We start from the raw sequence: 25,389 nt of genomic DNA on the forward strand, positions 1-25,389 counted from the left end.
ATATCATAGGCTTTGGGTGTTTAGTTTCCGACAAAATTAATGTTTTTTTCGATAAAAAACACTTTTTGTCAACATTTTTTGATATTACTAATATTATTTATTAACAAAAATAGTCAAACCAAAAATATTTGACTATACGTATAACTACGTATTTTTCAGTTTTATTATATGCTCAAATAAGAATGTGTGTTTTTGCTATTTTAATAAAAGAGGACGTAAATTTTGAGAAATTGCATCTTGATGTACGGTAATAGAAATCATTTTCAATTTAAAATAAGATTCACTCATAAAAATATATCCGCCATGCGCAACTCTGTTTGAATTGCTGCCCTAAGAGTTTTTTACCTTGTAGTAAACGATATTATTTTGGTCTTTTACCATACCGGTTATGTGCATTAAATGGTCGTCTGTAGTATTATAATTTTCGAACTCTTGTTGTCTTAGCTTTTGGGAAATTACTTTTTCGGGATTTATTGTTGTCAGCGCTTGAGTATTTTTGTTAGCATCCTTTGGAATAACAGCAATACCATGTTTTGCTGAAAATGTTTTTTCACTCACATCACAATCCAATTCAATAGTAAACCCATTTTTAAGGGCATTATTAACAGTTTCCATCATATCGTCTAATGCTACATTGTAAAAACTACCATTAGAAAAATTGTCTGGAATGTTTAATATGAATTGAGAATTATACGGTTTATGAGTAAAAGAAGTGAGTGTAATATAGTCTTTCGGTTTTATTTTGGTGTATTCTAAAAAGGATTTAGGCGTATACTCAACACCTTCATAGTTAAAAGTAGACACATTTTTTCCTAAATAAGTATCTAAAATATGTTCTGTAACTTGTTTCCATTTAGAAGATAATTGTTGGCCTGGATTACTAATATAGGTATCCAATACACTTTTTAAAACAGCAATCATTTCTGAGTGATTATGCTTGGTGGCATCATCTTCTAAACCTGTAAATGCAGAATTTGGCACGATTCCATATTCTTCAACACTATTTAAAACATCATGAGCTAAACCGCCTTCACTAAATTGGCCCTTACCTTGCCTCATAACATAATTCAAAGCTTTTTTAGGGTAAGTGTTACGGACTGTATACATTTCTGATAAATCAATGGTTTTGCCCGTAAGCCTAATAACTTCGCTTTCTAAAAAAGAGGAAGCAGAAAAGCTCCAACATGTTCCAGTATGGCCTTGGTTAATAACATCGGTGGTTTCTAAATCTATAATGGTTTTAAATTCATAAGGTTGCGAATAATTTATAGATGCAATAAGCGAAAAAACAACTAATAAAATATTATTTTTCATAACGAAGTAAGTGTATTAATGAAATAAAATTTATTTTTGACTAAAATAAAGAAAATGGAGCTACCAAATTGGGTTACTGTTAAAGAATACCAAGACATCACTTATAAAAAGTGCAATGGTGTTGCTAGAATAGCATTTAACAGACCAAATGTTCGAAATGCATTTAGACCAAAAACTACTAGCGAATTATATGATGCCTTTTATGATGCTAATGAAGACGTAAATATAGGAGTTGTTTTGCTTTCTGCTGAAGGGCCTTCAACTAAAGATGGTGTATATTCGTTTTGTAGCGGAGGCGACCAAAAAGCACGAGGTCATCAAGGCTATGTTGGTGAGGACGGTTATCACCGTTTAAATATATTAGAAGTGCAACGCTTAATTCGTTTTATGCCTAAAGCAGTAATCGCAGTGGTTCCAGGATGGGCTGTAGGAGGTGGGCATAGCTTGCATGTGGTCTGCGATTTAACCTTGGCAAGTAAAGAGCATGCTATTTTTAAGCAAACAGATGCCGATGTTACAAGTTTTGATGGAGGCTATGGTTCTGCATATTTAGCAAAAATGGTTGGACAGAAAAAAGCCCGTGAAATCTTTTTCTTAGGAAGAAATTATTCGGCACAAGAAGCTTTTGATATGGGAATGGTTAATGCAGTAATCCCTCATGAAGAACTTGAAAGTACAGCTTATGCATGGGCACAAGAAATATTAGAAAAATCGCCAACATCCATAAAAATGTTGAAATTTGCCATGAACTTAACAGATGATGGTATGGTTGGACAGCAGGTTTTTGCAGGCGAAGCGACCCGTTTGGCATACATGACCGAAGAAGCAAAAGAAGGACGCAACGCTTTTTTAGAGAAGCGAAAGCCTAACTTTGATAAAAAATGGATTCCTTAATGAATAAACTATCTATTTGGGTTTCGGCAATACGTTTACGAACATTGCCATTATCAATATCCGGTATTATATTAGCCTCATGCTTAGCGCATTATAATGGCGTTTTTAGATGGGATATTTGTGTGCTGGCCATATTAACAACCTTGAGTTTTCAAATATTATCCAACCTTGCTAATGATTATGGGGACGGTCTTAAAGGTACTGATAATGATGATAGAATAGGACCAGAGCGTGTTATACAATCCGGACAAATATCTCCAGATGAGTTGTTTAATGCTATCAGAATGAATATTTTAATTTCAATAGGGTTAGCATTCATGCTCATTTATTCAGCCTTTGGTGTTAAACATTTTTTTCTAACACTTACTTTCTTTGCAATTGGTATTGGATCTGTAGTTGCCGCAATGCGTTATACTATAGGTGATAATGCATATGGTTATAGAGGTTTAGGCGATTTTTTTGTTTTTGTTTTTTTTGGATTAGTAAGTGTTATAGGTTGTTATGTGTTATTTGCAAAACAATTGGATCATGTAACCTTTTTGCCAGCTTGTACCATAGGCTTGCTAAGTGCAGCGGTTTTAAACCTTAATAATATGCGTGATTTAGATTCGGATAAAAAATCCAATAAAATCACTTTAGCTGTAAAACTTGGAAAAAGTAAGGCGAAAGCTTACCATAATATTCTTATTATAACAGCCATAGTGTTATCGAGCCTATTTGGTATATTGTATTATACATCGCCATATAATTTAATTTTTATTTTAGCATACATTCCTTTATTAGTTCATCTAAAAAAAGTAAATACGAGTTCAGACCCTAAGTTACTAGACCCAGAATTAAAAAAATTGGCACTAACTATAGTAATTTTGGCAATTTTAATGGGCATAGGACATTTATTATAAATTCAAACTTAAAATTGCAATTAGGAATGAGAAAAATAACCTGCTTTCTAGTATTTATTTTTACAACTATAAGTTTTTCACAAAACAAAACAAATTTAAAAATAACAGAAAGTAAAGCGTTTACAGATAAAGTAATGTCTCAAAGAGTGGTTTCTATACATTCAACCCCTAATGGTCTTACAGGTGTTATTAGAATTAGTAAAAAAGGTTTGCTGTTTGATGTATTCGATGCATCTTTAGAAAGAATTAAAAATGGTTTAATACGTATTGAAACAAAAGAAAAGTATCATGCTAATTTATCGTTTGGTAATAGCATGAAGATATTTACAATATTTTCTCCATCACGAAAAGAAAGAGTTGTTTATTGTCATGAGTTTAATTTGGTTAATAAAACATATAAAAAAACAAAACTTTTTAAGGCTGATGTTGAAAAAAGACAAAGTATTTTCTCAGGCAGTAATAAGCGAGAAACAGGTTTTGCTATTTCTCCTAATGGCGACTATTTTGTAGTATCAACAGATGATATTAAGAAACATTCTAATTCATATACAGTTCGAGTTTATAATTCTAAAACATTAGAATTAATTTACAAGAAAAAATTCCAAGAAAATACTGAAAAATATTATTCAGCAAATGATTTATCAATTGATGATAATGCTACTGTTTATGCACTTGGCAAATTATTTTTAGAAGGAAGGTATCAAAAAAAAGACGGTAAGGCTAATTATGATTTCATATTTAATAAAATATCAAATTCTGAAATTCAGACTAAAAAAGTTAGTTTTGATAAAGAGAGGCATATTAGCTCACTAATTATTTCGAATATTAATAACAAAATACAGTTAATTGGTTTTTATTCAGACAAGAAGGCCGGTAGAATTAAAGGGACTTTAATGTATGATGTAGATACTTTAAGTATGGATATTAAAGCGTTAAGTTCTTATAAATTACCAGAAATGGTATATAAAGATTTATATTCTACAGAAACAGCTAAGAGTAAAAAAGATAAAGGTGCAGAATTATCTAGCTACTATGTGGATTATGTTATAACTGATAGTAAAGAAAACATATATTTATTAGCCGAGGAATTTTTTATAACACAAGTTTATGTTTCCAATGGAATGAATGGAGGATATACACAAACCACTTACCATTACAATAATATTTTGGTAATAAAATTAAATAAAGAAGGCGAGCTGGAATGGGGAAGAAGTATATTTAAACGAGCAAATTCACCATCATATAATGCATTTGTGAAGGATGACGAGTTACATGTTATTTTAAATTCGGGCAAAAACTTAACAGATAAAGGTGATGGTAGAGTAAAGGTCTCTAAAGGTTGGTTTGAATCTACATCTTTATTTGATATTGTATTTAATGAAAAAGGAAAAGTGCAGTATAATAAAATACAAGATAATAAAGGAAAAACCTTTTATAAACCCTACTATGGAGTTTATGACGGCGAACGTTTTATTACGATAAGCAGAAGCAGTGGCAAAAAACAATTTTTAATATTGGAGTAAAATCATTATTTTACAGAATAAAAAAACATGAAAATCACATTTTACGGACACGCCAGCTTGGGCATTCAAATTAACGATGTTAATATACTTGTAGACCCTTTTATTTCTGCAAATCCAAAAGCTTCAGAAATTGATATTAATAACCTTAAAGCGGATTATATACTGATTACACATGCGCATCAAGATCATATTGTAGATGTTGAGGCTATTGCAAAAAGAACTGAAGCGGTAATTATTTCGAATTACGAAATAGTAACCCACTACACAAACCTCGGATTAGAAGGGCATCCGATGAACCATGGCGGGAGATGGACTTTTGATTTTGGTTCTGTTAAATATGTAAATGCCATACACACATCCTCTTTTCCTGATGGAAGCTATGGTGGGCAACCCGGAGGTTTTGTGATTGAAGGCGAGCATAAAAATATTTATATAGCTGGAGACACGGCATTAACCTTTGATATGAAACTTATCCCGCTACAAACAAAATTGGATCTAGCCATTTTGCCAATTGGAGATAATTTTACGATGGGCATAGATGATGCTATTTTAGCTAGCGATTTTGTTGAGTGTGATAAAATACTTGGATACCATTACGATACGTTTGGTTACATAGAAATTGACCATGAAGTTGCTAAGCGTAAATTCTTCGAAAAGGATAAAGATTTAATGCTTTTGGAAATAGGCGGTTCCATAGAGCTATAATTGTTAAATATTTTTACATGCGAAAACTTCTTTTAACACTAGGGTTTTGTTATCTTTTTACACCATTAAATGCACAAATAGAACAGTCTAAAACTGGCGCTTGGTATATGTATTTTTTTAAGTACCAATTCAAGAACAGTCAATTTGGTATACAAGGGGATTTACAATATCGAAATTGGGATATACTAGGAGACTTGGAACAGCTTTTAATACGTTCAGGTCTAACATTTAAACCTAAAAGTAACGATGTCCTATTTACCTTAGGATATGGTAATATTACAACAGGACAATTTGGTGAGAGTAACGCAACAACTTCAGAAAGTAGAATTTATCAAGAGGCCTTGTTTCCCCAAAAATTGAGTAACAGGTTTTATTTAACACACCGTTTTAGATTTGAACAGCGTTTTGTTGAAAATCAAGACTTCAGAACACGTTACCGCTACAATATATTTTTGAATATCCCTGTTAATAAAAGTACACTTGAAAATAAAGCTATTTACGTTGCGTTGTATAACGAATTGTTTATTAATGGTCAAACAGATATAGGCAATAACCAAACCGTACAATTGTTTGATAGAAACAGAACCTATCTCGGGTTTGGTTATGTTTTAAAACCAAGTATGAAGTTCCAATTAGGCTGGATGAACCAAAAAACAGTAAACTGGGGAAAAGCACAACTACAATTGAGTTTTCACCATAGTTTTTAATTAAAAACGTATGCAAGCTTCATATAAAAAATACATTCTAAATTTTAAGCATGCAAGTGGTACATCTCGAGGCATTTTAAAAACAAAAGAAACCTGGTTTCTTATTTTAAATGCTGGAGATAAACAAGGGATTGGCGAATGCGGTATTTTTAGAGGGCTTTCAGTTGATGATAGACCAGATTATGAAGACAAACTCAAATGGACTTGTAAAAACATACATTTAGGTTTAGAAGTGCTATTGGATAAGCTGATTGAATTTCCAAGTATTCAGTTTGGATTGGAAATGGCTTTTAAATCTTTAGAAAACCCTAATACATTTGAATTATTTCCTTCTAAATTCACACAAAGTGAAGCTTCAATACCAATAAACGGTTTAATTTGGATGGGTTCTGATGCTTTCATGAAACAACAAATTAAAGACAAGATTGAAGCGGGTTTCAATTGTATAAAAATGAAAATTGGAGCTATCGATTTTCAACAAGAAATCAATCTTATAAAATCCATAAGAAAGCAATTTACATCAAAAGACATCGAATTGCGTGTAGATGCCAATGGCGCATTCACTCCTTCCGAAGCTTTAGAAAAACTAAAGCGATTATCAGAATTCGATTTACATTCCATAGAACAGCCCATAAAACAAGGGCAAATTCAAGAAATGGCTAGATTGTGCAGTACAACGCCTTTACCTATTGCTTTAGATGAAGAATTAATTGGCATTTTTTCTGTAACAAAAAAGCAAGAATTGCTACAAACTATAAATCCGCAATACATTATTTTAAAGCCCAGTTTAGTTGGTGGTTTTAGTGGAAGTGATGTTTGGATAAATAGTGCAGAAAAACAAAAAACCGGATGGTGGATAACTAGTGCTTTAGAAAGTAATATTGGGCTTAATGCCATAGCGCAATACACATACACAAAAAAAAGCGGTTTGCCACAAGGGCTCGGAACAGGAAGTTTATTTACCAATAATTTCGAAAGTCCATTGCAAGTTAAAAATGGTACATTGCAGTACAATAAAAGTGTTAATTGGCAATTAAAAAACATGCAACATGAGTAATGTTGTTTTAAATCAGTAACTAGTTTCCGGTTTAAATTCGGAATTAATTTATAAATATGTATATAGCTCAAACTTTTAATGTTTTACACGATTGGTGGCGTTACATAGTCGGCGTAATAATTGCCATTATAGGTGTTGCGGTTTTTTCTATGCCGCACATGATTGCCATTGGTATTGAAACGGCTAATGGTAATATTGATATCTCCCAAATGGGAGATACTAATTATATCATGTCTTTATTTGAACCTAACGTAAACCTAGTTTTTGTTTTACTACCATTTGCAGGAGGTCTTTTAGCACTCTTATTGGCCGTTAAATATTTACACAAACAATCTATAAAACGCTTAACAACGTCCAGAAAAAAAATAGATTGGAAACGGTTTTGGCTTATCTTTTTTGTTTGGGGAATTGTGTCTAGTAGTATAGTTCTATTAGATTATTTTATGGCACCAGAAGATTATCAATTAAACTTCAATCTAGTTCCATTTTTAATACTTTGTGTTATTGCTATCCTTTTAGTGCCTTTACAAACGAGTTTTGAAGAGTATTTGTTTAGAGGTTATTTAATGCAGGGGATAGGTGTTTTAGTGAAAAATAAATGGGTGCCGTTATTAATAACTTCATTGGTTTTTGGGTTGTTACATATTGCCAATCCAGAAGTCGATAAATTAGGCCCGGTTATTATGGTTTATTATATTGGAACAGGCTTGTTTTTAGGTATAATAACGTTAATGGATGAAGGTATGGAACTCGCTCTAGGGTTTCATGCTGCTAATAATTTATTTACAGCACTTTTAGTTACGGCAGACTGGACAGCGTTTCAAACCCATTCGGTTTTAAAAGATTTGTCAGACCCTTCAGAAATGGGACTTGAAGAGATATTTGTTCCCGTTTTTGTTGTGTTTCCAATATTACTTTTTATACTGTCTAAAGTTTATAAATGGACGAATTGGAAAGATAAATTATTTGGAAAAATAGTTGCGCCTACAAAAGATAATTACAAAATATTAGAAGAATAAATATGATACCCAATTATACCAATGTACATTTAAAATTTAAGTTAGATGGTTTAAGTTATAAGCACGACGACCTTATGGAAGTTGCCTATAGCTATGTTAAAGAAGGCAGGCCTTATCAACAAGAACTAGGTAATTTTTTGCTTGATTGGTTAGATGCTAAAGATCATATTACAGTAAAAACATCTGGATCTACAGGTAAGCCAAAAAGAATAAACATTAAAAAACAAGCTATGGTGAATTCCGCTATAGCTACAGGCGATTTTTTTAATTTAAAACCCGGTAGTAAAGTATTACATTGCTTACCATCCAATTTTATTGCAGGTAAGATGATGATGGTAAGAGCCATTGTTTTAGGCTTAGAATTGGATATGGTCGAGCCGACAGCACTTCCGCTTATAGATTATGAAAAAGATTATGAGTTCTGTGCCTTTACGCCCATGCAACTTAAAAACTTTGCAAAGTATTTACGACACATAAAAACCGTAATTGTGGGTGGTGGTCAAGTTTCAAATACCATAATTGAATCTATAAAAGACAAAAAGCCACATGTTTATGAAACTTACGGGATGACCGAAACTGTGTCTCATATAGCCGTAAGAAAGCTAAATAATTTTGATGACCCAGAACAAGGTGAAGTCTCCTATTTTAAAACCTTACCTAAGGTTAATATTTCTCAAGATAACAGAGGGTGTTTGGTTATTGATGCCCCACATCTTTCAGATAATGTCATTATTACTAATGATATTGTTAAAATCTATTCCCAAACTGAGTTCCAATGGTTGGGCAGATATGATAATGTTATAAATTCCGGAGGCATAAAATTATTTCCGGAGGTCATAGAAAAAAAACTTCAGGATAAAATAGATGATGCGTTTTTTATAGCATCAAAACCAGACGATACTTTAGGGCAAAAATTAATATTGGTTATAGAAAGTAAAACAAATAACCTGAATCCTTCAATTTTTGAAACCTTAGATACATACGAAAAACCAAAAGAAGTTATCACTATAGCTAATTTTAAAGAAACGGCATCAGGAAAGATCCATAGGAAGAAAACTTTAGAAGCCTTAAATATTTAATTATGAATTTTATTAAACGCGTATTATCAACAGTAACAGGTATTTTTGTGTTTCTAGCTATTTGTTTTATCAGCCTAATTGTTTTAGGCGTATTATTTGGAGGAAGCTCAGATGAAGTTGTCAAAGTAAAACCAAATTCTGTTTTAAAATTAACTTTGGATTTTCCTGTTAGAGATTATGCAGGAAGAACAGAGTTTGCAGAATATTCATTTCTAAATGAAGACAAAAAAAATGGACTCTTTAATATCATTGATGCTATAGATTATGCGGCTACCGATGATAAAATTAAAGGTATTTCAATAGAAAACCATTTTATTAATGCTGGCATATCGCAAACAAAAGCTTTAAGAAATGCCTTATTGAAATTTAAAGCATCAGGCAAGTTTATTGTCTCTTATTCAGATATATACACACAAAAAGATTACTATTTAAGCTCTGTGGCCGATACCGTTTATTTAAACCCAGTAGGGATTTTTGAGTTTAAAGGTCTATCTACAGAACGTTTGTATTTTAAAGATTTCCAAGAAAAAACAGGCTTTAAAATGGAAGTTGTTAGATTAGGGAAATATAAAAGTGCTGTAGAACCTTTTCTGGAAAATGAAATGAGTGATAATAATAGAGAGCAAATTTCGGCGTATTTAAATTCACTTTGGAATGAAATAAAACACGATATTTCCAGTAGTAGAGGGATACCAATGGATAGATTAAACACCATTGCAGATAGCTTACTTGCAAGGAATCCAAGTTTAGCTAAGGCATCTAATCTAATTGATAAAATTGGATATCATGATGAATATATAAATGGAATAAAGTATGCTATTGGAGTTGACTTAAACGATGATTTAGAATCCATTACTATTAAAGATTATGCAGAGCATACAGCTACTAAATTACTGGCAAACTATAGTAAAAACAAAATAGCAGTTATATATGCAGAAGGCGATATCATTTATGGAGAAGGTGATAAAAATACTGTTGGACAAGGCACTATGAATAGGTCTTTAAAAGAAGCACGAGAAGATGATAGAATTAAAGCCATTGTATTACGAGTAAATTCCCCAGGAGGTAGTGCATTGGCAAGCGAACTTATTTGGCGTGAAATAGAATTAACTAAAAAAGTTAAACCCGTAATTGTATCAATGGGAAATTATGCTGCATCTGGTGGGTATTATATAGCCTGTAATGCCGATAGGATTATAGCAGAACCAACAACCATTACAGGAAGTATTGGTGTGTTTGGGATGTTGCCAAATGGAAAAGAATTAGCGGATAATATGGGGATTAATGCAGAACAGGTTGTAACCAATAAAAATGCAGTGACCTACAGCTTTTTTGAACCCTTAAATGATGAACAACGTGCCTTTATTAAAGAAGGGGTCTTTGATGTCTATGAATTGTTTACGACTCGGGTTGCCGATGGACGTAGCATGACACAAGATGCTGTTAAGGCCATTGCACAAGGACGTGTTTGGACAGGTACTGATGCTTTGGCCAATGGATTGGTTGATGAATTAGGAGGATTGGATTTAGCTTTGCAATATGCTGCTGAAGCTTCTGGAATTGAGGATTACAACATAAAAGAATTTCCTGTTTTTGAAAAAGACCTCGATAAAATGTTAGAAGAGTTAGGAATAATAAAAACAAAAGAAACCATTTTAAAAGAAGAGTTAGGGACAGACACCTATAACATGCTTAAAAAAGTAAAAGCTATCTCGCAGAAGAAAGGCATTCAATTATTGTTTCCGTTTGGTACTGAGATTAAATAAGTACTTTTTTTCTAACTAAGACGCAAATTTGTATAGTGCATCGAGTTATTGTAAAAGAATTCAGAGAAACTTCCGTGAGTCTCAGCGAAAACCTCTGTGAATCTTTGTCTAACAACAAACTAACATAGATTTCCTGTAAATTATTCACGTTAATTAGAAAATTATATATTATTTTTAAGCAGATAAGAATGCTTATGAAAACGTTTAAATATATAATTCTAAAAGTGTTATGTATCAGTTTATTATTTAATTGTAGTAAATCAGACGATGACACATTTAAAAATACGAGATCCCTTCAAGATGCCATAAATGATTTTAGTTTATTAACCTTCAACAGTGGTGTTAATGATATGGAAATAGAAGGAAGTTTCAGTAATGTGTATTGGCGATTTAGGGTTATTATTCCAGAATCGGCTAGCGAAACAAATAAACGACCATTAATAATCTGTTTGCATGGAGGCACCTCTATAATAGATCCAGATATACATAAAAATACAGCATGTTTAGAAGAACCCGGTCTAGCGTCTATTGATGCCATTCTATTATGTCCGAATAGCGAAGGTTTTTCGTGGGGCGGACTTCCAGAACAAGAAAAAATTTTAACATTAACAGATTTAGTAAAGACTAACTTGCCAGTAGATGAAAATAAAGTAGCCATTATGGGCTATAGTGACGGGGGCAATGGCGCCTGGTTTTATGCTGAAAGGTATCCCAATCGTTTTTCGGCTGCGATACCCATGTCAAGCTCTTATAACACTTTAAATCCCGAACTTATAAATGTTAAAATAGATATTCCATTGTATGTGATACATGGTGAAAAGGACGAGTTGTTTCCTCTAGAAACTATGATAACAGTTGTAGATAATTATAAAAATATAGGAACAGATGTGGAACTGTATGTAGCTGATGATTTAGGCCATTTTAATACATGTCTATACGTGCCTTATTTAAATCAAGCGGCTACGTGGCTTGAAAATGAAGTATGGAATTAATATGTAGTTAAGCGTATTTACTGCTGCATTTTAAAATAATAATCAAGCGAATTTTTTCCAGACCCATAAAGTAAAAAGAAGAGACAGGCTAATAATGTGATTAAAGCCAATATCAAATTATTAGAATTCATATCACCAACAAAATTAATAATAATAGCACCAATTAAAATCGGTAATTGAGCCAGTATTGCCCAACGTGTTAATAATCCAGTGGCGATAAGAATACCTCCAATAAAGTGTGCTGGGGCCACATAATGAATAACTAACATGCCACCAGCCATATTCTGTATAGGTTTAAAAAGTTCCATTAGCATTTCGCTATTGCCCATAAAATTAATGCCTTTAATAAATAAAAACACACCTAGAGCAACACGAACTAAATCTAAGGGCAAATACGTATGCGCATTAGCCCATTTATTTAACGTTTTTATAGTTTTCATGACTGAAGTTGTTGATTTACAGTCATTAAGATACGAAAAAATAGTTTTAGTGTTAAATGCGTAGTCGCTCTTTTTTCATTTATAAGCTATAAAGGAATATCTAAACTAATTGCAGAACCTTTATTTAGCACACTTTCAAAGTTAATTTTACCCTCTAAGGTTTTAACACGTTTTTAATATTGCTTAATCCAATTCCATGTTTTGGATGTATTTTTTTTGTATCAAACCCAGATCCGTCATCTTCTACCAAAATGTTTATGGAATTCTCAAAACAAGTAATGTTAACCGTTACATTTTTAGCGTTAGAGTGTTTTATAGCATTGGTTAATAGTTCTTGAATAATCCTAAAAACATTTAATTCTAAACTGTTTTCAAGGGATTTGTTTTCTATATGATGAGCAACTCTAACATCTACTTTGTTACTATAAGAAATTTTATGAGCTAAATCTTCAACTGCAGGTATTAAACCTTTAGTGGCTAAATTTCCATGTTGCCTTAAATGAGACATAAACCTTATTTTTTCATAAGCTTCATTGAGCAATGATTCGGTTTTTTTAATCATACTGGAATTATCGCCTTTTACACGCTCTTTTAAAGTTTCTAAGTATAGTTTAAGAGTAGCAAGTGTGCTTCCTAAATTATCATGTAGGTCTTCTGCTATACGTTTTCGTTCTTTTTCTTGTCCAGAAATCATAGCATCAATACTTTGTAATTCTAAGTTTTTTAAAAGTTTGTCATTTTTTTCTTTTTCAAGAGCTTTGTCTCTTATGGCTAAGAGTTGTTTTTTCTTAGAATTAGAATATATTATATACCCAATAAAACCAGTAAGAACGAGAAGCGCAATAAGAATATAGATTTGATATGTATATTTTTGTTGTCTGTTTTTTAATATTATATTTTCCTTTTCTTTTTCTGCACTCTCATATTTGGTTTTTATCTCCCCAATATCTTTAATTAGGCTTTGGTGTTGTGCACTATCTCTTAGTTGTTCAAGTTTTTTTAATGCTAAAAAGGCTTCATGATAGGTTTCCGTTTTCTCATAAACATCGCATAGTTGTTCGTAAACAAAAATTTTATAGTTTAAATTATTGTAGTTTTTTAATAGGTTTTTAGCCTTTTTAATAGTTATTAAAGCACTATCTAATTTGTTTAAATAGTAATATTGGTCACACTTATGCGAGTAAACAAGTATTCGACTTCTATAATTCTCAGGATCTTTTTTATCGTAATAAGATTCAGTAATGTTTAATACATTAATAGCTTCTTGGTATTTTTTAAGTTTGCTTAAAGCTGGTGCTATATTTAATAAATTGGCAATATATCTAACAGTATCTTTCTGTTTTTGATATATAGTTCCCATATTTTCAATGTGGTTTAAACTTGACTCATAATCTTTTAAGTTTTCTGCTCTTGTTGATTTATTGTACTCACAATGAATTCTGATATCGTCGTCATCTAATTCTTCAGCAATTTTACAGGTAGAATCAATCAATTCATCAATACTAATAAGGTTTATTACTTCTGATGATATATTTCTATTGTTTAATAGGTAAAGGCATTCAATTAACCTTGATTCTGCCTTAGCTTGGTTTTTTAATAGTCCATGTTTTACACAATAGGTTCTAGATTCAAGAAAAGATTTATAAGCCTCAAAGTAATCGCCTTTTTGGAGTAATAAATAACCTAGATACCAATGGTATTTGGCTTTGCTTTTAATAGTATTAGCAGACTGTTTGTATTGTTTTAAAAGGCTATAAGATTTAGACCAATCACCAGAATATATAGAACTATAGAATGTATCTGAAATTTTATGATTTTGTGCAAAACTAAATCCACTAAAAACAGAACATAATATGATTGGTATAAACAGTAATAACCTTATTTTCATGTTATACTTGTAACACACCCATATTAAAAGGCTTTTTAATAGGAGCGTGGTTAGCAGCATCAATACCCATACTAATCCAAGTTCTGGTATCCAAAGGATTTATAATCCCATCGGTCCAGATGCGTGCAGCAGCGTAATAAGGCGAAACTTGGTTGTCGTATCGGTCCTTTATTTTATTGAACAATTCGGCTTCCTTTTCAGGTGTGATTTTTTCACCTTGTTTTTCAAGTGATGCTTTTTCAATTTGAAGTAAAACTTTAGCAGCAGAGTTTCCACTCATCACGGCTAGTTCCGCACTAGGCCAAGCCGCAATCAACCTTGGGTCATAAGCCTTACCACACATGGCGTAATTACCAGCGCCATAACTATTACCAATGATTATGGTAAATTTCGGAACTACCGAATTACTAACAGCATTTACCATTTTAGCACCATCCTTTATAATTCCAGAATGTTCACTTTTACTACCAACCATAAAGCCCGTAACATCTTGTAAAAAGACTAGAGGGATTTTCTTTTGATTGCAATTCGCAATAAAGCGTGTAGATTTATCAGCACTATCATTATAAATAACACCACCAAACTGCATTTCACCTTTTTTGGTTTTAACAAGTTTACGTTGGTTTGCTACAATACCAACAGCCCATCCATCAATACGTGCATAGCATGTTATAATGCTTTGTCCGTAGCCTGCCTTATATTCATCAAACTCTGAATTATCAACCAAACGTTTAATGATTTCATACATATCATATTGGTCTGCTCTGGATTTAGGAAGAATACCATAAATATCCTCAGGCGTTTCTTTAGGATTTTTAGCATCACTTCTATTAAACCCAGCCTTATCATAATCACCAATTTTATCTATGATGTTTTTAATGGTGTCTAAGGCGTGTTTATCATCCTTTGCTTTATAATCGGTTACTCCAGAAATTTCGCAATGTGTCGTGGCACCACCTAAAGTTTCATTATCAATACTTTCCCCAATAGCTGCTTTAACCAAATAACTTCCAGCAAGAAAAATGCTTCCGGTTTTATCAACAATCAAAGCTTCATCGCTCATTATGGGCAAGTAAGCTCCTCCAGCAACACAGCTTCCCATAACTGCAGAAATTTGCGTAATTCCCATACTACTCATCACAGCATTATTTCTAAAAATACGTCCAAAATGTTCTTTATCCGGAAAAATTTCATCTTGTAAGGGCAGGTAAACCCCAGCAGAATCCACTAAGTAAATAATGGGTAATTTGTTTTCAATAGCAATTTCTTGAGCTCGTAAATTCTTTTTCCCAGTTATAGGAAACCAAGCCCCTGCTTTTACGGTAGCATCATTAGCAACCACAATGCATTGTTTTCCTTTAATATAGCCTATTTTAACGACAACACCACCAGAAGGGCATCCACCATGTTCCTTGTACATGTCTTCACCTGCAAAGGCTGCGATTTCAATCGACTTCGCTTTGGGATCTAACAAATAATTAATACGCTCTCTGGCTGTCATTTTACCTTTTGAGTGTAATTTTTCAATACGACTTTTTCCGCCGCCTAAACTAACTTTTGCTAGTCTTTTTTTGAGTTCAGAAAGTAAGAGTTTATTATGATCTTCGTTTTTATTGAAGTTTATATCCATAAAATAATAGTTTGATGCTAATGTACAAAAGTTTCAAAAAATTATAATGGGTATTGTTAATGAAATCACAAAAATATTACATGGAAATATTTTCCTTGGAAAATAAATAATTTTCTTCTATATTTGCATCATGATAATTAAATAAATAAACATGAATAGAGACAAAATTATATTTTACATCGCTACAGGATTATTAACGGCATTAATGCTGTTTTCAGTAAGCATGTATTTTTTTAAGCATGAAGATATAGTCATGGCATTTACCAGTTTTGGTTATCCAATTTACATTATCTATCCTTATGCGATATTAAAATTATTAGGATTATTTGCATTATGGAATCCTAATTTTAAAGCAATTAAGGAATGGGCTTATTCAGGTTTCTTTTTTGCATTTATCTTAGCATTTTTTGCACACTATATGATAGGCGATGGGGAACAAGGTGGTGCCGCTTTAGCTTTAGTATTATTAATAGTGTCTTATATATTTAATAAACGAATTAATAATTAATTATGAAGAAGATTTTAGCCTTTGCAGGTAGTAATAGCAAAACATCAATCAATAAGCAACTGGCAATTTACGCTGCAAGCTTAGTGGAAAACACTGAAGTTAATATTTTAGATTTAAATGATTTTGACTTGCCTGTTTATGGTATTGATTTAGAAAATGAGAAAGGTATACCAGATAATGCATATGCTTTTTTAGAGCAGATAAAAGCTGCTGATGGTATTGTTTTATCCTTAGCGGAGCACAATGGTGCTTATGCGAGCGTATTTAAAAATATTTTTGATTGGATGTCAAGAATTGATGGTAAATTATGGAGTGATAAACCCATGCTACTCATGGCTACATCGCCAGGTGGACGAGGTGGTGCATCTGTTTTAGAAGTAGCTAAAGCTCGTTTTCCTTATATGGGAGGGCATATTGTGGCAACGTTTTCATTGCCATCATTCCAAGATCATTTTTCAAACGGAAAATTGACCGATGAAGCATTTCATGCAACTTTAAATAAGGCTATTGAAGCCTTTAAAAAAGTACTATAAAGCATGGGCAATATTTCAAAAGATATAAATTCAACATTTCCTAATCCTAAAATAAAGGCGTTACTCAATATTATTTATACTGCTAATTGGATAAATAGCAAACAAAATACGTTTTTTAAACCTTATGGAATTTCGCCCCAGCAGTTTAATATATTAAGGATTTTAAGAGGAGCAGGAGCCCCTATAAAAGTACAAACAATAAAAGAGCGCATGTTAGAAAGGGCACCTAATGCCACGCGATTAATGGATAAACTTTGCGAAAAGCAATTGATCAATAGGCTGGCTTGTCCTGATGATAGGCGTGTGGTGCATATTGAAATAACGAGCAAAGGCCTTAAACTTTTAAAAGTTATCTCAAAAGATTTTAAAGATGATTTATTAGAAAACCTAACAGAAAAAGAAGCATCGCAATTAAGTGATATGTTAGATAAAATCAGGTAAAAAAATTTAAACAAATAGTTTCCATGGAAACTATTTCAAAAAAAAACATTATGAAACTAAATACAATAAAAACAATAGAACGAAGTGATTTTGTTAATATGGGACCTATAAAGTTGCGTCAACCCTTACCAACAAATAAACTAGAAATGGTCGATCCATTTATATTATTACATCACTATGGGCCTTATGATATTTCGGAAACAAACAATCCTTTTGATTTGGGACCACATCCACACAGAGGATTTGAGCCTATTACATTTTTAATTCAAGGGGAACAGTTGCACAGGGACTCTTTAGGAAACGAGAGTATTGTTAAAGCAGGTGATGTACAATGGACAACGGCAGGTCGCGGTATTATTCATGCTGAAGGGCCTTCAAAAGCCTTTGTGAAGAAAAGCGGGACATTAGAAGGCATACAGTTATGGTTGAATTTACCAGCAGAAAAGAAAATGATTCCAGCTAATTATCAACATGCAAAGCATGAAGATTTTAATGTGGTTTCATCTGAAGATGGCAAAGTAAATATTCAAATTATTGCTGGTGACTTAGATCATAATTATGGCAAGATAGCCACTCAAACTGCTGTAAATGCTTTTATGGTAGATGTTGAGGTAGGTGGTGAGTACGCCATTAAAATACCTGAATCTCATCAATCTATGTTGTATTTGTTAAAAGGTAATGCTCGTATTAATGATTCTGAAAACCTAAAACTAAATGAAAATCAACTCATTGAATTTAATCAAGATGGTGAAGGGATTTTAATAAAAGGAAAGGAAACTAGTAAGTTATTATTTCTTTCAGGAGAACCTTTTAATGAAAATGTAACCAGTTATGGACCCTATGTTATGAATACACAAACAGAAATTATGGAAGCCATGCGTGATTTTCAAATGGGTAAAATGGGATTCCTCCCAGTAAGTTAATAAAAGCTAGCGACGAATACACGAATAGGACAAATGTCTCTTTTTATGAACAGGTATAGCAGACTGAAAGTCTGATTCGTGTCTACGTTGTATAGCAAACAACCATTGGATTTGCAATAAAAATTCGAACAAATTTTCTAAGACCTATGCCATATTTTAATTTGATGAAAATCTAATTCTATTTCTTTGGGTGTTTTATATGCTAAAGCTGAGTGCAAACGTTTTCTATTATACCAAACTTTTATATATTCAAAGACTGCTAATTTGACTTCTTGAGTAGTTTTAAAACTAGGATGATATATCAGTTCAACATTAAGCGTTAAAAAAAACTTTTAGCCACAGCATTATCCCAACAATTAGCCTTTCTACCCATACTTTGAGTAATTAAAGTGCTTTTCTTAATCAATTTTCTAAATTCTATAGAGGCATATTGTATACCCCTGTCTGAATAAAAAGTAAAGGCTAGGTTATTTGTTTTTTGGTATTGCCATTTTCCAAGCTGGAATAATGGTTTGATTTGTATACAATCGTGTACATAATGACCAACAATATTTAATACTGCTAAATTTATACCATTTGGAATAAAACATTCTATTGTCCTGTTTTGAACAAATCAATACGATCTTTAAGCAAGTTTGCCCAATATGTCATTACGCCTCTAGAATTTCCAAACTTACTGAAAGACTCAATATAACCTCTATTTTTTCTATTATCAATAGCTTGACCTAATAAAGTTTTTGTTTGAGAATCTACCACTTTCATTTCTAATGATGCCCCTCCTTTTCCTCTTCCAGTAGCTGTATTTATAACCACACTTGCCGGAAAAATATTTTGAAACAATTTACTAGGAACAATCTCTGTAATTGCAATTTGTATTTGTGCAACATCAGCTCCAGGTTCATTTACAATAGTATAATCAGTTGCTAGGCTACTGATAATTTCAGATTTAAAAAAAGCTGTTAACTCATCTAGTTTTTCTTTATCAATTTTTAGGCCTTTAGCTTTTGCTTCAAACTTAGTTATAACATCATCAATCATAATTTTTTTATATTTACCTCGCTCAAAATCAGGATTAATGTAAGATAGCATAGAGCTATTAGCATCACTTTCTTTTAAATTATCATAACTACTTAAAAAACCAGATTGACCAATTTTAGGACTACATCCTAAGATTAACATTAATATAATCAATCCACAAAATTTTGATAAAAAAGAATACGATGTCATAACTTTAAATATTTTTAAATGATTAAAATCAAAGATAATTAATTTCACTTCACCTAAAAGTCATTTGACTTATATGTTTGGTCACTTCACTCAAGAACGTTTTATAAAGCTGTCGTGCCATACATTTGTAGAAGAAATCAATTAATAATATTTAAAAATAGAAATTATGAAAACAGTACTTGTAACATTAGTAAGCGGAATATTTGTTTGTTAACTTCAGTAGGAGTAAATGATGACATTTAAATGCTAACTACGAACAAACCTAAATTTTAGGCAATGATGAATATTCAGATTTAGAAGAAGAATACAATAATATCTCTATTGAAGATGTCTTCGAGAAAATAGAAACAGAAAATTCTCTAGAAACAAAAGCCATTAAAGCTTATGAAATAGAAGAAGACAATAATCTAAGTTTTGATTCGAAGGTATATTTGCCAACAGGTTTAATCCTTATGCGGGTATGAATACTGTAGAAGAGTTAGGTTTTGAAGCAAAAAAGCGTTTGATGTCGTGTTTGTGCAAAAAACGGATAAAGTGAACCACAAATGAATCAACTTTTAGTACTTCATTTACAAAAATTAATTAAGGTTTGAAACACGTTCACTAATAGGTTGCCAAAAGAATGGTTTATAATACATGTTTTTGATATTTTGGGTAAAATAAAAAGTCCCATAAACATTAAGTTTACAGGACTTTCGTCGATTTTGAATAAATCTTGGCGGAGAAAGAGGGATTCGAACCCCCGGAGGTGTGACCCTCAACAGTTTTCAAGACTGCCGCATTCGACCACTCTGCCATTTCTCCATGAGTGCCTCATCAGACTATTTGCCTGAATGCGGGTGCAAATATAGAACCCTTTTTTAATTCTTTCAAATAAAAGCACTAGTTTTTTGTAATAAATTTTAAGCATTTAATAATCATTATATTTTATATCTCAATGTGGAAAAAAGAAAACTGCAAACCTTATTTTTGCAGAAACACATCACTTACGTTATGGATACAATAAAGCAGTTAAAATGGCGCTATGCAACAAAAAAGTTTGATACTAGCAAAAAGCTTTCAAATACAAAACTGGATATTATAAAAGAGGCCTTTAACCTAACAGCAACATCTTTTGGTTTACAAACAATAAAATTATTGGTTATAGAGGATAAAGCCTTTAGAGCGTCTTTAGTATCTGCTTCCTATAAACAAAAACAAGTATTGGAAGCGTCGCATTTATTGGTTATTTGTATTCAAAAAGATATTCTAGATGAAGATGTTAAACATTATTACGACAATATAAAAGACATTCGTAATACACCGGAAACGATATTAAAACCTTACAGAGAGGATTTAATGAAGATGATGCAAGGCATGACCGTTAAAGAGCGTCAGCAATGGTCTGCCAACCAAGCTTACATTGCTTTAGGTAATTTAATGACGGTTTGCGCTATAGAAGGTATTGATTCTTGCCCTATGGAAGGTTTTGTGCCATCTATGTATGATAACATCCTTGAATTAGATAAAAAAGGCTTGAAATCTATATTGCTTTTACCTATTGGCTATCGTGCAGAAGATGATCAATTTTCAGAATTTGAAAAAGTTAGAAAACCAATAGCGGAAGCAGTTATAGAGTTATAAAATAAATACATGTTTTAGCTACTAGTCTGCCAACAAGGAGGTTGCCTTTATTAAACACAAAGTATAAAAATAATATTATGCCAGGATTTGAATTATTTGGAGATTTAGAACGAAAAGAAGTAAACGATGTATTGGATAATGGCGTGCTTATGCGCTATGGTTTTGATGGCATGCGTAATGGCCATTGGAAAGCCAAAGCACTGGAATCTGAATTACAGAATATATTTCAGTCTAAACACGTGCAACTGGTTTCTAGTGGAACTGCTGCGGTATCCGTAGCATTAGCTTCGGCTGGAGTAGGAGCAGGAGACGAGGTCATTATGCCAACCTTTACCTTTGTAGCCAGTTTTGAAGCTATCATGATGCTTGGTGCGATACCTGTGTTAGTTGATATAGATGATACTTTAGGGTTGAATCCAGAAGCAGTTGAAAAAGCCATTACTCCAAAAACCAAAGCCATTATGGTGGTGCAAATGTGTGGAAGTATGGCAGATATGGATGCATTACAAGCTGTTTCTAACGCTCATAATCTATTATTAATAGAAGATGCTTGTCAAGCGATAGGGGGCACGTACAATGGAAAACCTCTAGGGAGCCTTGGCGATTTAGGATGTTTTTCGTTCGATTTTGTAAAAACCATTACTTGTGGTGAAGGCGGAGCCGTTATTACAAACAATAAAGATTACTATTTGAATGCCGACCATTACAGTGATCATGGCCATGACCATGTCGGTAATGATAGAGGTGCTGAAACCCATCCGTTTTTAGGGTATAATTTTAGAATATCAGAACTGCATGCAGCTGTAGGTCTAGCACAGGTAAAACGTCTGCCTAATTTTTTAGAAATTCAAAAGAGAAACTTCAACATATTAAAAGACGCGCTCTCAGAAATTCCAGAAGTTACTTTTAGAACGGTTCCAGAAGGTGGGGAAGAAAGTTGTGCGTTTTTAAATTTCTTTTTACCAGATTTAGAAACTGCAACAAAAGTTTCACAAGCTTTTAATGAAAACGGTATTGATGCCTGTTGGAATTATTATAATAACAGTTGGCATTATATTAGGAAATGGAACCATCTAAAAGATTTAAAATCACTTTACCCAATTTCTAATGAAGTAAAAAAAGGATTAGAATCTCTTAAAAACAAAGATTTCTCAAAATCTGATCATTTTATTGGTAGAAATATTTCGTGTTTAATAAAATTATCTTGGACTGAAGAAGACGTGAAAAACAGAGCACTTAAAATGGTAGAATCTATAAAAGCCGTATTGAAACACTAATTTAAAAAGCAATATCTACTATATTTAGCCTTCCTTTTTTTATTTTTTGTTAAGTATTGGCAAAGCACGTAGTTATTTGTTAATAAAAGTCTTATTGATAGATGATTAGCTTAGGAATAAACCCATAAAAGGACTCAATATAATTAGTGTAATTACTCAAACCACTTATAATGTATAGTTTTTGTATAGTGCATAAGTCATTTAAGTTAAACACAAATGTTTAATTTTAATAAAAAAAAATTATGAAAGTCCTTTACAAAAGTTTAGTTCTAATATTTATATTAATTGTTCATTTATCGTTCTCTCAGCAAACACCAATAGATTTTTCAGACCCATCCCATAATTTTACTGTTTGGAATGGCAGTACCTTTGTGATTCTTCCAGGACCAGTAGATTCAAATAACGAAACTGGACAATTTTTTCGATCAGACTCCATGGATGAACAAGGGTATTATATAGACTTGAACAGACCTATAGATTTAGATATTGAGGATGAAATAACCATGCGATTTTATGCGTTTGATGCAAATGCTCATGATATTGTAGTTAAATTAGAAAATGGAGCAAATCCTAACGTTGAAGTGATTGTTACAACGCCTGTAAATCCAAGTGCATGGTCTGATTTAACATTTGACTTTTCTACTGTTGGAGGCACTGGTGCGTATAGCAGATTAGTTATTAGAATAGATGACGGTAGTAATATTCCTGGTGCGTTTCGAATTGATGATATTAATGATGGTAATGTAGCCTCGGATCCTAATGCTATTGATATAGAGTATACAGATTTAGTTTGGGCCGATGAGTTTGATAGTACTATTCCAGCAGCAGTAGATGGGGCTAAATGGCACCACCAAACTACAGGGCCAAATGGCGGACAATGGTTTAATGGTGAACAACAACACTATACAGATAGATTAGATAATTCTTTTGTTGAAAATGGGTTTTTAAATGTTGTAGCTAAGCGTGAGACCTTTATGCAAGATGGTGTAACATTAGATTATACATCAGCACGTTTAAATTCTAAATTTGCTTTTACATATGGTCGCGTAGATGTAAGAGCCAAATTACCCGCAGGTGATGGCACTTGGCCAGCTATCTGGACTTTAGGCAAAAATGTTAGTGAAGTTGGGGCATATTGGCAAACACAAGGTTTTGGTACAACAAGTTGGCCAGCATGTGGCGAAATAGATATTATGGAACATGGCCTTGGAGCTACCAATCATACATCAAGTGCTATCCACACACCATCTAGTTTTGGAAATACGGTTAATACAGATTCACAATTAATTAGTGATGTGGCGAATAATTTTCATATTTATTCCGTTAACTGGTCGCCTAACCAGATTACATTCTTAGTAGATGGTATTGCTTTTTATACTTATAATCCGCCCGTAAAAAATGCAAGTACTTGGCCATTTGATTTAGAACAATACTTTATATTAAATGTAGCAATGGGTGGGATAGCAGGAACTATTGATCCTACATTTACTCAAAGCCCTATGGTTATAGATTATGTTAGGGTTTACCAAAATACGCTAAGCACTGATGAATTAAATATAAATAATATTAGAGTTTTTCCTAATCCAGCGAGTACAGAAATTAATATACAAACCAATATTAATATTGATTATGTTGAGGTTTATGATATTTTTGGCAAGTTGGTACTTAAAGAATCTAAAACAGTTAATTCTATTAAGATAGGTAGTTTAAGTTCAGGAATGTACTTGCTTAATATTTATTCTGAAGGTAAAAAAGCTGTTAAAAAAGTATTAATCAATTAGTACTTTACATATTCAACAATCTCTAAGCCGTAACCAATTAAACCAACACGTTTGGTTTGTTCGGTATTAGAGATCAAGCGCAATTTATGTATGTTTAAATCATGGAGTATTTGGGCGCCTATACCAAAATCCCTAGTATCCATATTAATTTTTGGTGCTCTAGTTACCTTGTTTGAAGCTTGATGTTCTTTTAAGAACGATAAGCGCTTAAGGATGTTCATTGATTGTGACTCTTGATTAATAAAGATAATAGCACCCTTACCGGCATCATTTATAACCTTAAACATATCGTCCAATTGCTTATCAGCATTATTAGTAAGTGTTCCTAAAATATCATTATTAATTAGGGTTGAATTTATTCTTGTAAGGACATGGTCATTGTCTTTCCATTGTCCTTTTGTTAGAGCTATATGTACTTGATTGTTAGTTGTTTGTTTGTAGGCTCTTAATCTAAAACTTCCAAATCGGGTTTCCATCTGAAAATCTTCTTTTTTCTCAATTAAAGAATCATGTTGCATTCTATATGCTACTAAATCTTCAATAGAAACAATCTTTAAATCTAACTTTTTAGCGACTTCAAATAGCTGAGGTAAACGTGCCATGGTTCCATCTTCATTCATGATTTCAACAATCACGCCTGCAGGTTGTAAACCAGCCAATCTGGCAAAGTCTATAGCAGCTTCAGTATGGCCTGTTCTACGTAAAACACCACCTTCTTTTGCAACCAATGGGAAAATGTGTCCAGGACGCGCTAAATCAAAAGGCTTTGTGGACTTATCAATAAGTGCTTTAACGGTATGTGCTCTATCACTTGCAGAAATTCCAGTAGTTACCCCATTTCCTCGTAAATCTACAGATACTGTAAAAGCCGTTTCCATAGGATCCGTGTTATTTCGTACCATCATGCTAAGTTCTAATTCCTTACACCTGGTTTCGGTTAATGGCGCACAAATAAGACCTCTGCCATGTGTAGCCATAAAGTTTATCATTTCTGGTGTAACCTTATCTGCAGCAGCTAGAAAATCACCTTCGTTTTCGCGGTTTTCATCATCAACAACAATAATAACCTTTCCATTTCTAATATCATCAATAGCTTCGTGTATGGTATTCAGCTTAAACTTGGTCATGCTTTTCTGTGTCATGGTTTCTACAATCATATT

23 protein-coding genes, 1 tRNA gene and 1 pseudogene are annotated in these 25,389 nt (G+C 32.6%); 17 read left to right on the forward strand and 8 right to left on the reverse strand.

Annotated elements, in window-relative coordinates; genetic code table 11:
- Positions 1 to 330: 330 nt before the first annotated feature.
- Positions 331 to 1,314, reverse strand: a complete 984-nt coding sequence (locus ABD941_RS12145; protein ID WP_425557108.1) for a C1 family peptidase — start codon at positions 1,312 to 1,314, stop codon at positions 331 to 333.
- A 54-nt stretch (positions 1,315 to 1,368) separates the two neighbouring features.
- Between ABD941_RS12145 and ABD941_RS12150 the strand changes: the two genes are divergently transcribed.
- The 10 genes from ABD941_RS12150 (at position 1,369) to ABD941_RS12195 (ending at position 11,958) form a co-directional block, all read left to right on the forward strand.
- Entirely contained in the window at positions 1,369 to 2,208 is an 840-nt protein-coding gene (locus tag ABD941_RS12150) for a 1,4-dihydroxy-2-naphthoyl-CoA synthase (protein WP_345274410.1), read from the forward strand.
- Positions 2,208 to 3,110, forward strand: a complete 903-nt coding sequence (gene menA, locus ABD941_RS12155; RefSeq protein ID WP_345274411.1) for a 1,4-dihydroxy-2-naphthoate octaprenyltransferase — start codon at positions 2,208 to 2,210, stop codon at positions 3,108 to 3,110. The genes ABD941_RS12150 and menA overlap by 1 nt, the downstream gene beginning before the upstream one ends.
- Positions 3,111 to 3,136: 26 nt before the next feature.
- Entirely contained in the window at positions 3,137 to 4,633 is a 1,497-nt protein-coding gene (locus ABD941_RS12160; protein WP_345274412.1) for a hypothetical protein, read from the forward strand.
- Between the two features lie 27 nt (positions 4,634 to 4,660).
- Entirely contained in the window at positions 4,661 to 5,338 is a 678-nt protein-coding gene (locus tag ABD941_RS12165; RefSeq protein ID WP_345274413.1) for a metal-dependent hydrolase, read from the forward strand.
- Between the two features lie 17 nt (positions 5,339 to 5,355).
- Positions 5,356 to 6,045 carry a DUF2490 domain-containing protein gene (locus tag ABD941_RS12170; RefSeq protein WP_345274414.1) on the forward strand — a complete coding sequence of 230 codons (690 nt, stop codon included), beginning with the start codon at positions 5,356 to 5,358 and terminating at the stop codon, positions 6,043 to 6,045.
- 10 nt (positions 6,046 to 6,055) lie between these two features.
- Positions 6,056 to 7,102 (forward strand): o-succinylbenzoate synthase, encoded by a 1,047-nt coding sequence (locus tag ABD941_RS12175; RefSeq protein WP_345274415.1) that lies wholly within the window; start codon positions 6,056 to 6,058, stop codon positions 7,100 to 7,102.
- Positions 7,103 to 7,158: 56 nt separating this feature from the next.
- Entirely contained in the window at positions 7,159 to 8,121 is a 963-nt protein-coding gene (locus ABD941_RS12180; RefSeq protein ID WP_345274416.1) for a CPBP family intramembrane glutamic endopeptidase, read from the forward strand.
- 2 nt (positions 8,122 to 8,123) lie between these two features.
- Positions 8,124 to 9,200 (forward strand): AMP-binding protein, encoded by a 1,077-nt coding sequence (locus tag ABD941_RS12185; protein WP_345274417.1) that lies wholly within the window; start codon positions 8,124 to 8,126, stop codon positions 9,198 to 9,200.
- Positions 9,201 to 9,202: 2 nt separating this feature from the next.
- Positions 9,203 to 10,966: a signal peptide peptidase SppA gene (gene sppA / locus ABD941_RS12190; RefSeq protein WP_345274418.1), complete on the forward strand. Its 1,764-nt coding sequence runs from the start codon at positions 9,203 to 9,205 to the stop codon at positions 10,964 to 10,966.
- Positions 10,967 to 11,160: 194 nt separating this feature from the next.
- Positions 11,161 to 11,958, forward strand: coding sequence for a carboxylesterase family protein (locus tag ABD941_RS12195; protein ID WP_345274419.1), 798 nt, complete (start codon positions 11,161 to 11,163; stop codon positions 11,956 to 11,958).
- A gap of 17 nt (positions 11,959 to 11,975) precedes the next feature.
- Here ABD941_RS12195 and ABD941_RS12200 read toward each other — a convergent pair whose 3' ends face one another.
- From ABD941_RS12200 to ABD941_RS12210, 3 genes are all read right to left on the reverse strand, one after another.
- Positions 11,976 to 12,398 carry a DoxX family protein gene (locus ABD941_RS12200; RefSeq protein ID WP_345274420.1) on the reverse strand — a complete coding sequence of 141 codons (423 nt, stop codon included), beginning with the start codon at positions 12,396 to 12,398 and terminating at the stop codon, positions 11,976 to 11,978.
- A gap of 154 nt (positions 12,399 to 12,552) precedes the next feature.
- Positions 12,553 to 14,286, reverse strand: a complete 1,734-nt coding sequence (locus ABD941_RS12205; RefSeq protein WP_345274421.1) for a sensor histidine kinase — start codon at positions 14,284 to 14,286, stop codon at positions 12,553 to 12,555.
- A gap of 1 nt (position 14,287) precedes the next feature.
- The gene (locus ABD941_RS12210) at positions 14,288 to 15,916 is read right to left on the reverse strand and encodes an acyl-CoA carboxylase subunit beta (protein WP_345274422.1); all 1,629 of its coding nucleotides are present in this window, start codon (positions 15,914 to 15,916) and stop codon (positions 14,288 to 14,290) included.
- A 151-nt stretch (positions 15,917 to 16,067) separates the two neighbouring features.
- Between ABD941_RS12210 and ABD941_RS12215 the strand changes: the two genes are divergently transcribed.
- From ABD941_RS12215 to ABD941_RS12230, 4 genes are read left to right on the forward strand one after another with little or no spacing between them, the layout of a single operon-like run.
- Entirely contained in the window at positions 16,068 to 16,424 is a 357-nt protein-coding gene (locus ABD941_RS12215) for a DoxX family protein (protein ID WP_345274423.1), read from the forward strand.
- Positions 16,425 to 16,426: 2 nt separating this feature from the next.
- Entirely contained in the window at positions 16,427 to 16,957 is a 531-nt protein-coding gene (locus ABD941_RS12220; protein WP_345274424.1) for an NADPH-dependent FMN reductase, read from the forward strand.
- 3 nt (positions 16,958 to 16,960) lie between these two features.
- The gene (locus ABD941_RS12225; RefSeq protein WP_345274425.1) at positions 16,961 to 17,398 is read left to right on the forward strand and encodes a MarR family winged helix-turn-helix transcriptional regulator; all 438 of its coding nucleotides are present in this window, start codon (positions 16,961 to 16,963) and stop codon (positions 17,396 to 17,398) included.
- A 50-nt stretch (positions 17,399 to 17,448) separates the two neighbouring features.
- Complete coding sequence (locus ABD941_RS12230) at positions 17,449 to 18,321, forward strand: pirin family protein (protein ID WP_345274426.1); 873 nt, start codon at positions 17,449 to 17,451, stop codon at positions 18,319 to 18,321.
- A 137-nt stretch (positions 18,322 to 18,458) separates the two neighbouring features.
- On the opposite strand, the pseudogene ABD941_RS12235 reads toward ABD941_RS12230, so the two are convergent.
- The 3 genes and pseudogenes from ABD941_RS12235 to ABD941_RS12245 all read right to left on the reverse strand — a co-directional run.
- Positions 18,459 to 18,772, reverse strand: a pseudogene (locus tag ABD941_RS12235) (transposase); the annotation flags it as partial.
- Positions 18,773 to 18,912: 140 nt separating this feature from the next.
- Positions 18,913 to 19,548, reverse strand: a complete 636-nt coding sequence (locus ABD941_RS12240; RefSeq protein WP_345274427.1) for a DUF3313 domain-containing protein — start codon at positions 19,546 to 19,548, stop codon at positions 18,913 to 18,915.
- Positions 19,549 to 20,264: 716 nt separating this feature from the next.
- A tRNA-Ser gene (locus ABD941_RS12245) sits at positions 20,265 to 20,352 on the reverse strand.
- A gap of 189 nt (positions 20,353 to 20,541) precedes the next feature.
- Here ABD941_RS12245 and ABD941_RS12250 point away from each other — a divergent pair.
- The 3 genes from ABD941_RS12250 to ABD941_RS12260 all read left to right on the forward strand — a co-directional run bounded on the left by ABD941_RS12250 (position 20,542) and on the right by ABD941_RS12260 (position 24,229).
- The gene (locus tag ABD941_RS12250; RefSeq protein ID WP_345274428.1) at positions 20,542 to 21,171 is read left to right on the forward strand and encodes an NAD(P)H-dependent oxidoreductase; all 630 of its coding nucleotides are present in this window, start codon (positions 20,542 to 20,544) and stop codon (positions 21,169 to 21,171) included.
- Positions 21,172 to 21,248: 77 nt separating this feature from the next.
- On the forward strand, positions 21,249 to 22,448 hold the full coding sequence (locus tag ABD941_RS12255; RefSeq protein ID WP_345274429.1) for a DegT/DnrJ/EryC1/StrS family aminotransferase: 1,200 nt from the start codon (positions 21,249 to 21,251) through the stop codon (positions 22,446 to 22,448).
- Between the two features lie 242 nt (positions 22,449 to 22,690).
- Complete coding sequence (locus ABD941_RS12260) at positions 22,691 to 24,229, forward strand: glycoside hydrolase family 16 protein (RefSeq protein WP_345274430.1); 1,539 nt, start codon at positions 22,691 to 22,693, stop codon at positions 24,227 to 24,229.
- Here the strand turns inward: ABD941_RS12260 and ribB are convergent.
- Positions 24,226 to 25,386, reverse strand: a complete 1,161-nt coding sequence (gene ribB, locus ABD941_RS12265; protein WP_425557109.1) for a 3,4-dihydroxy-2-butanone-4-phosphate synthase — start codon at positions 25,384 to 25,386, stop codon at positions 24,226 to 24,228. The two genes, ABD941_RS12260 and ribB, sit on opposite strands and share 4 nt — an antisense overlap.
- Positions 25,387 to 25,389 lie beyond the last annotated feature (3 nt).

Origin of the sequence: Flaviramulus aquimarinus (assembly GCF_039543205.1) — a bacterium.
Lineage (GTDB): Bacteria > Bacteroidota > Bacteroidia > Flavobacteriales > Flavobacteriaceae > Flaviramulus_B > Flaviramulus_B aquimarinus.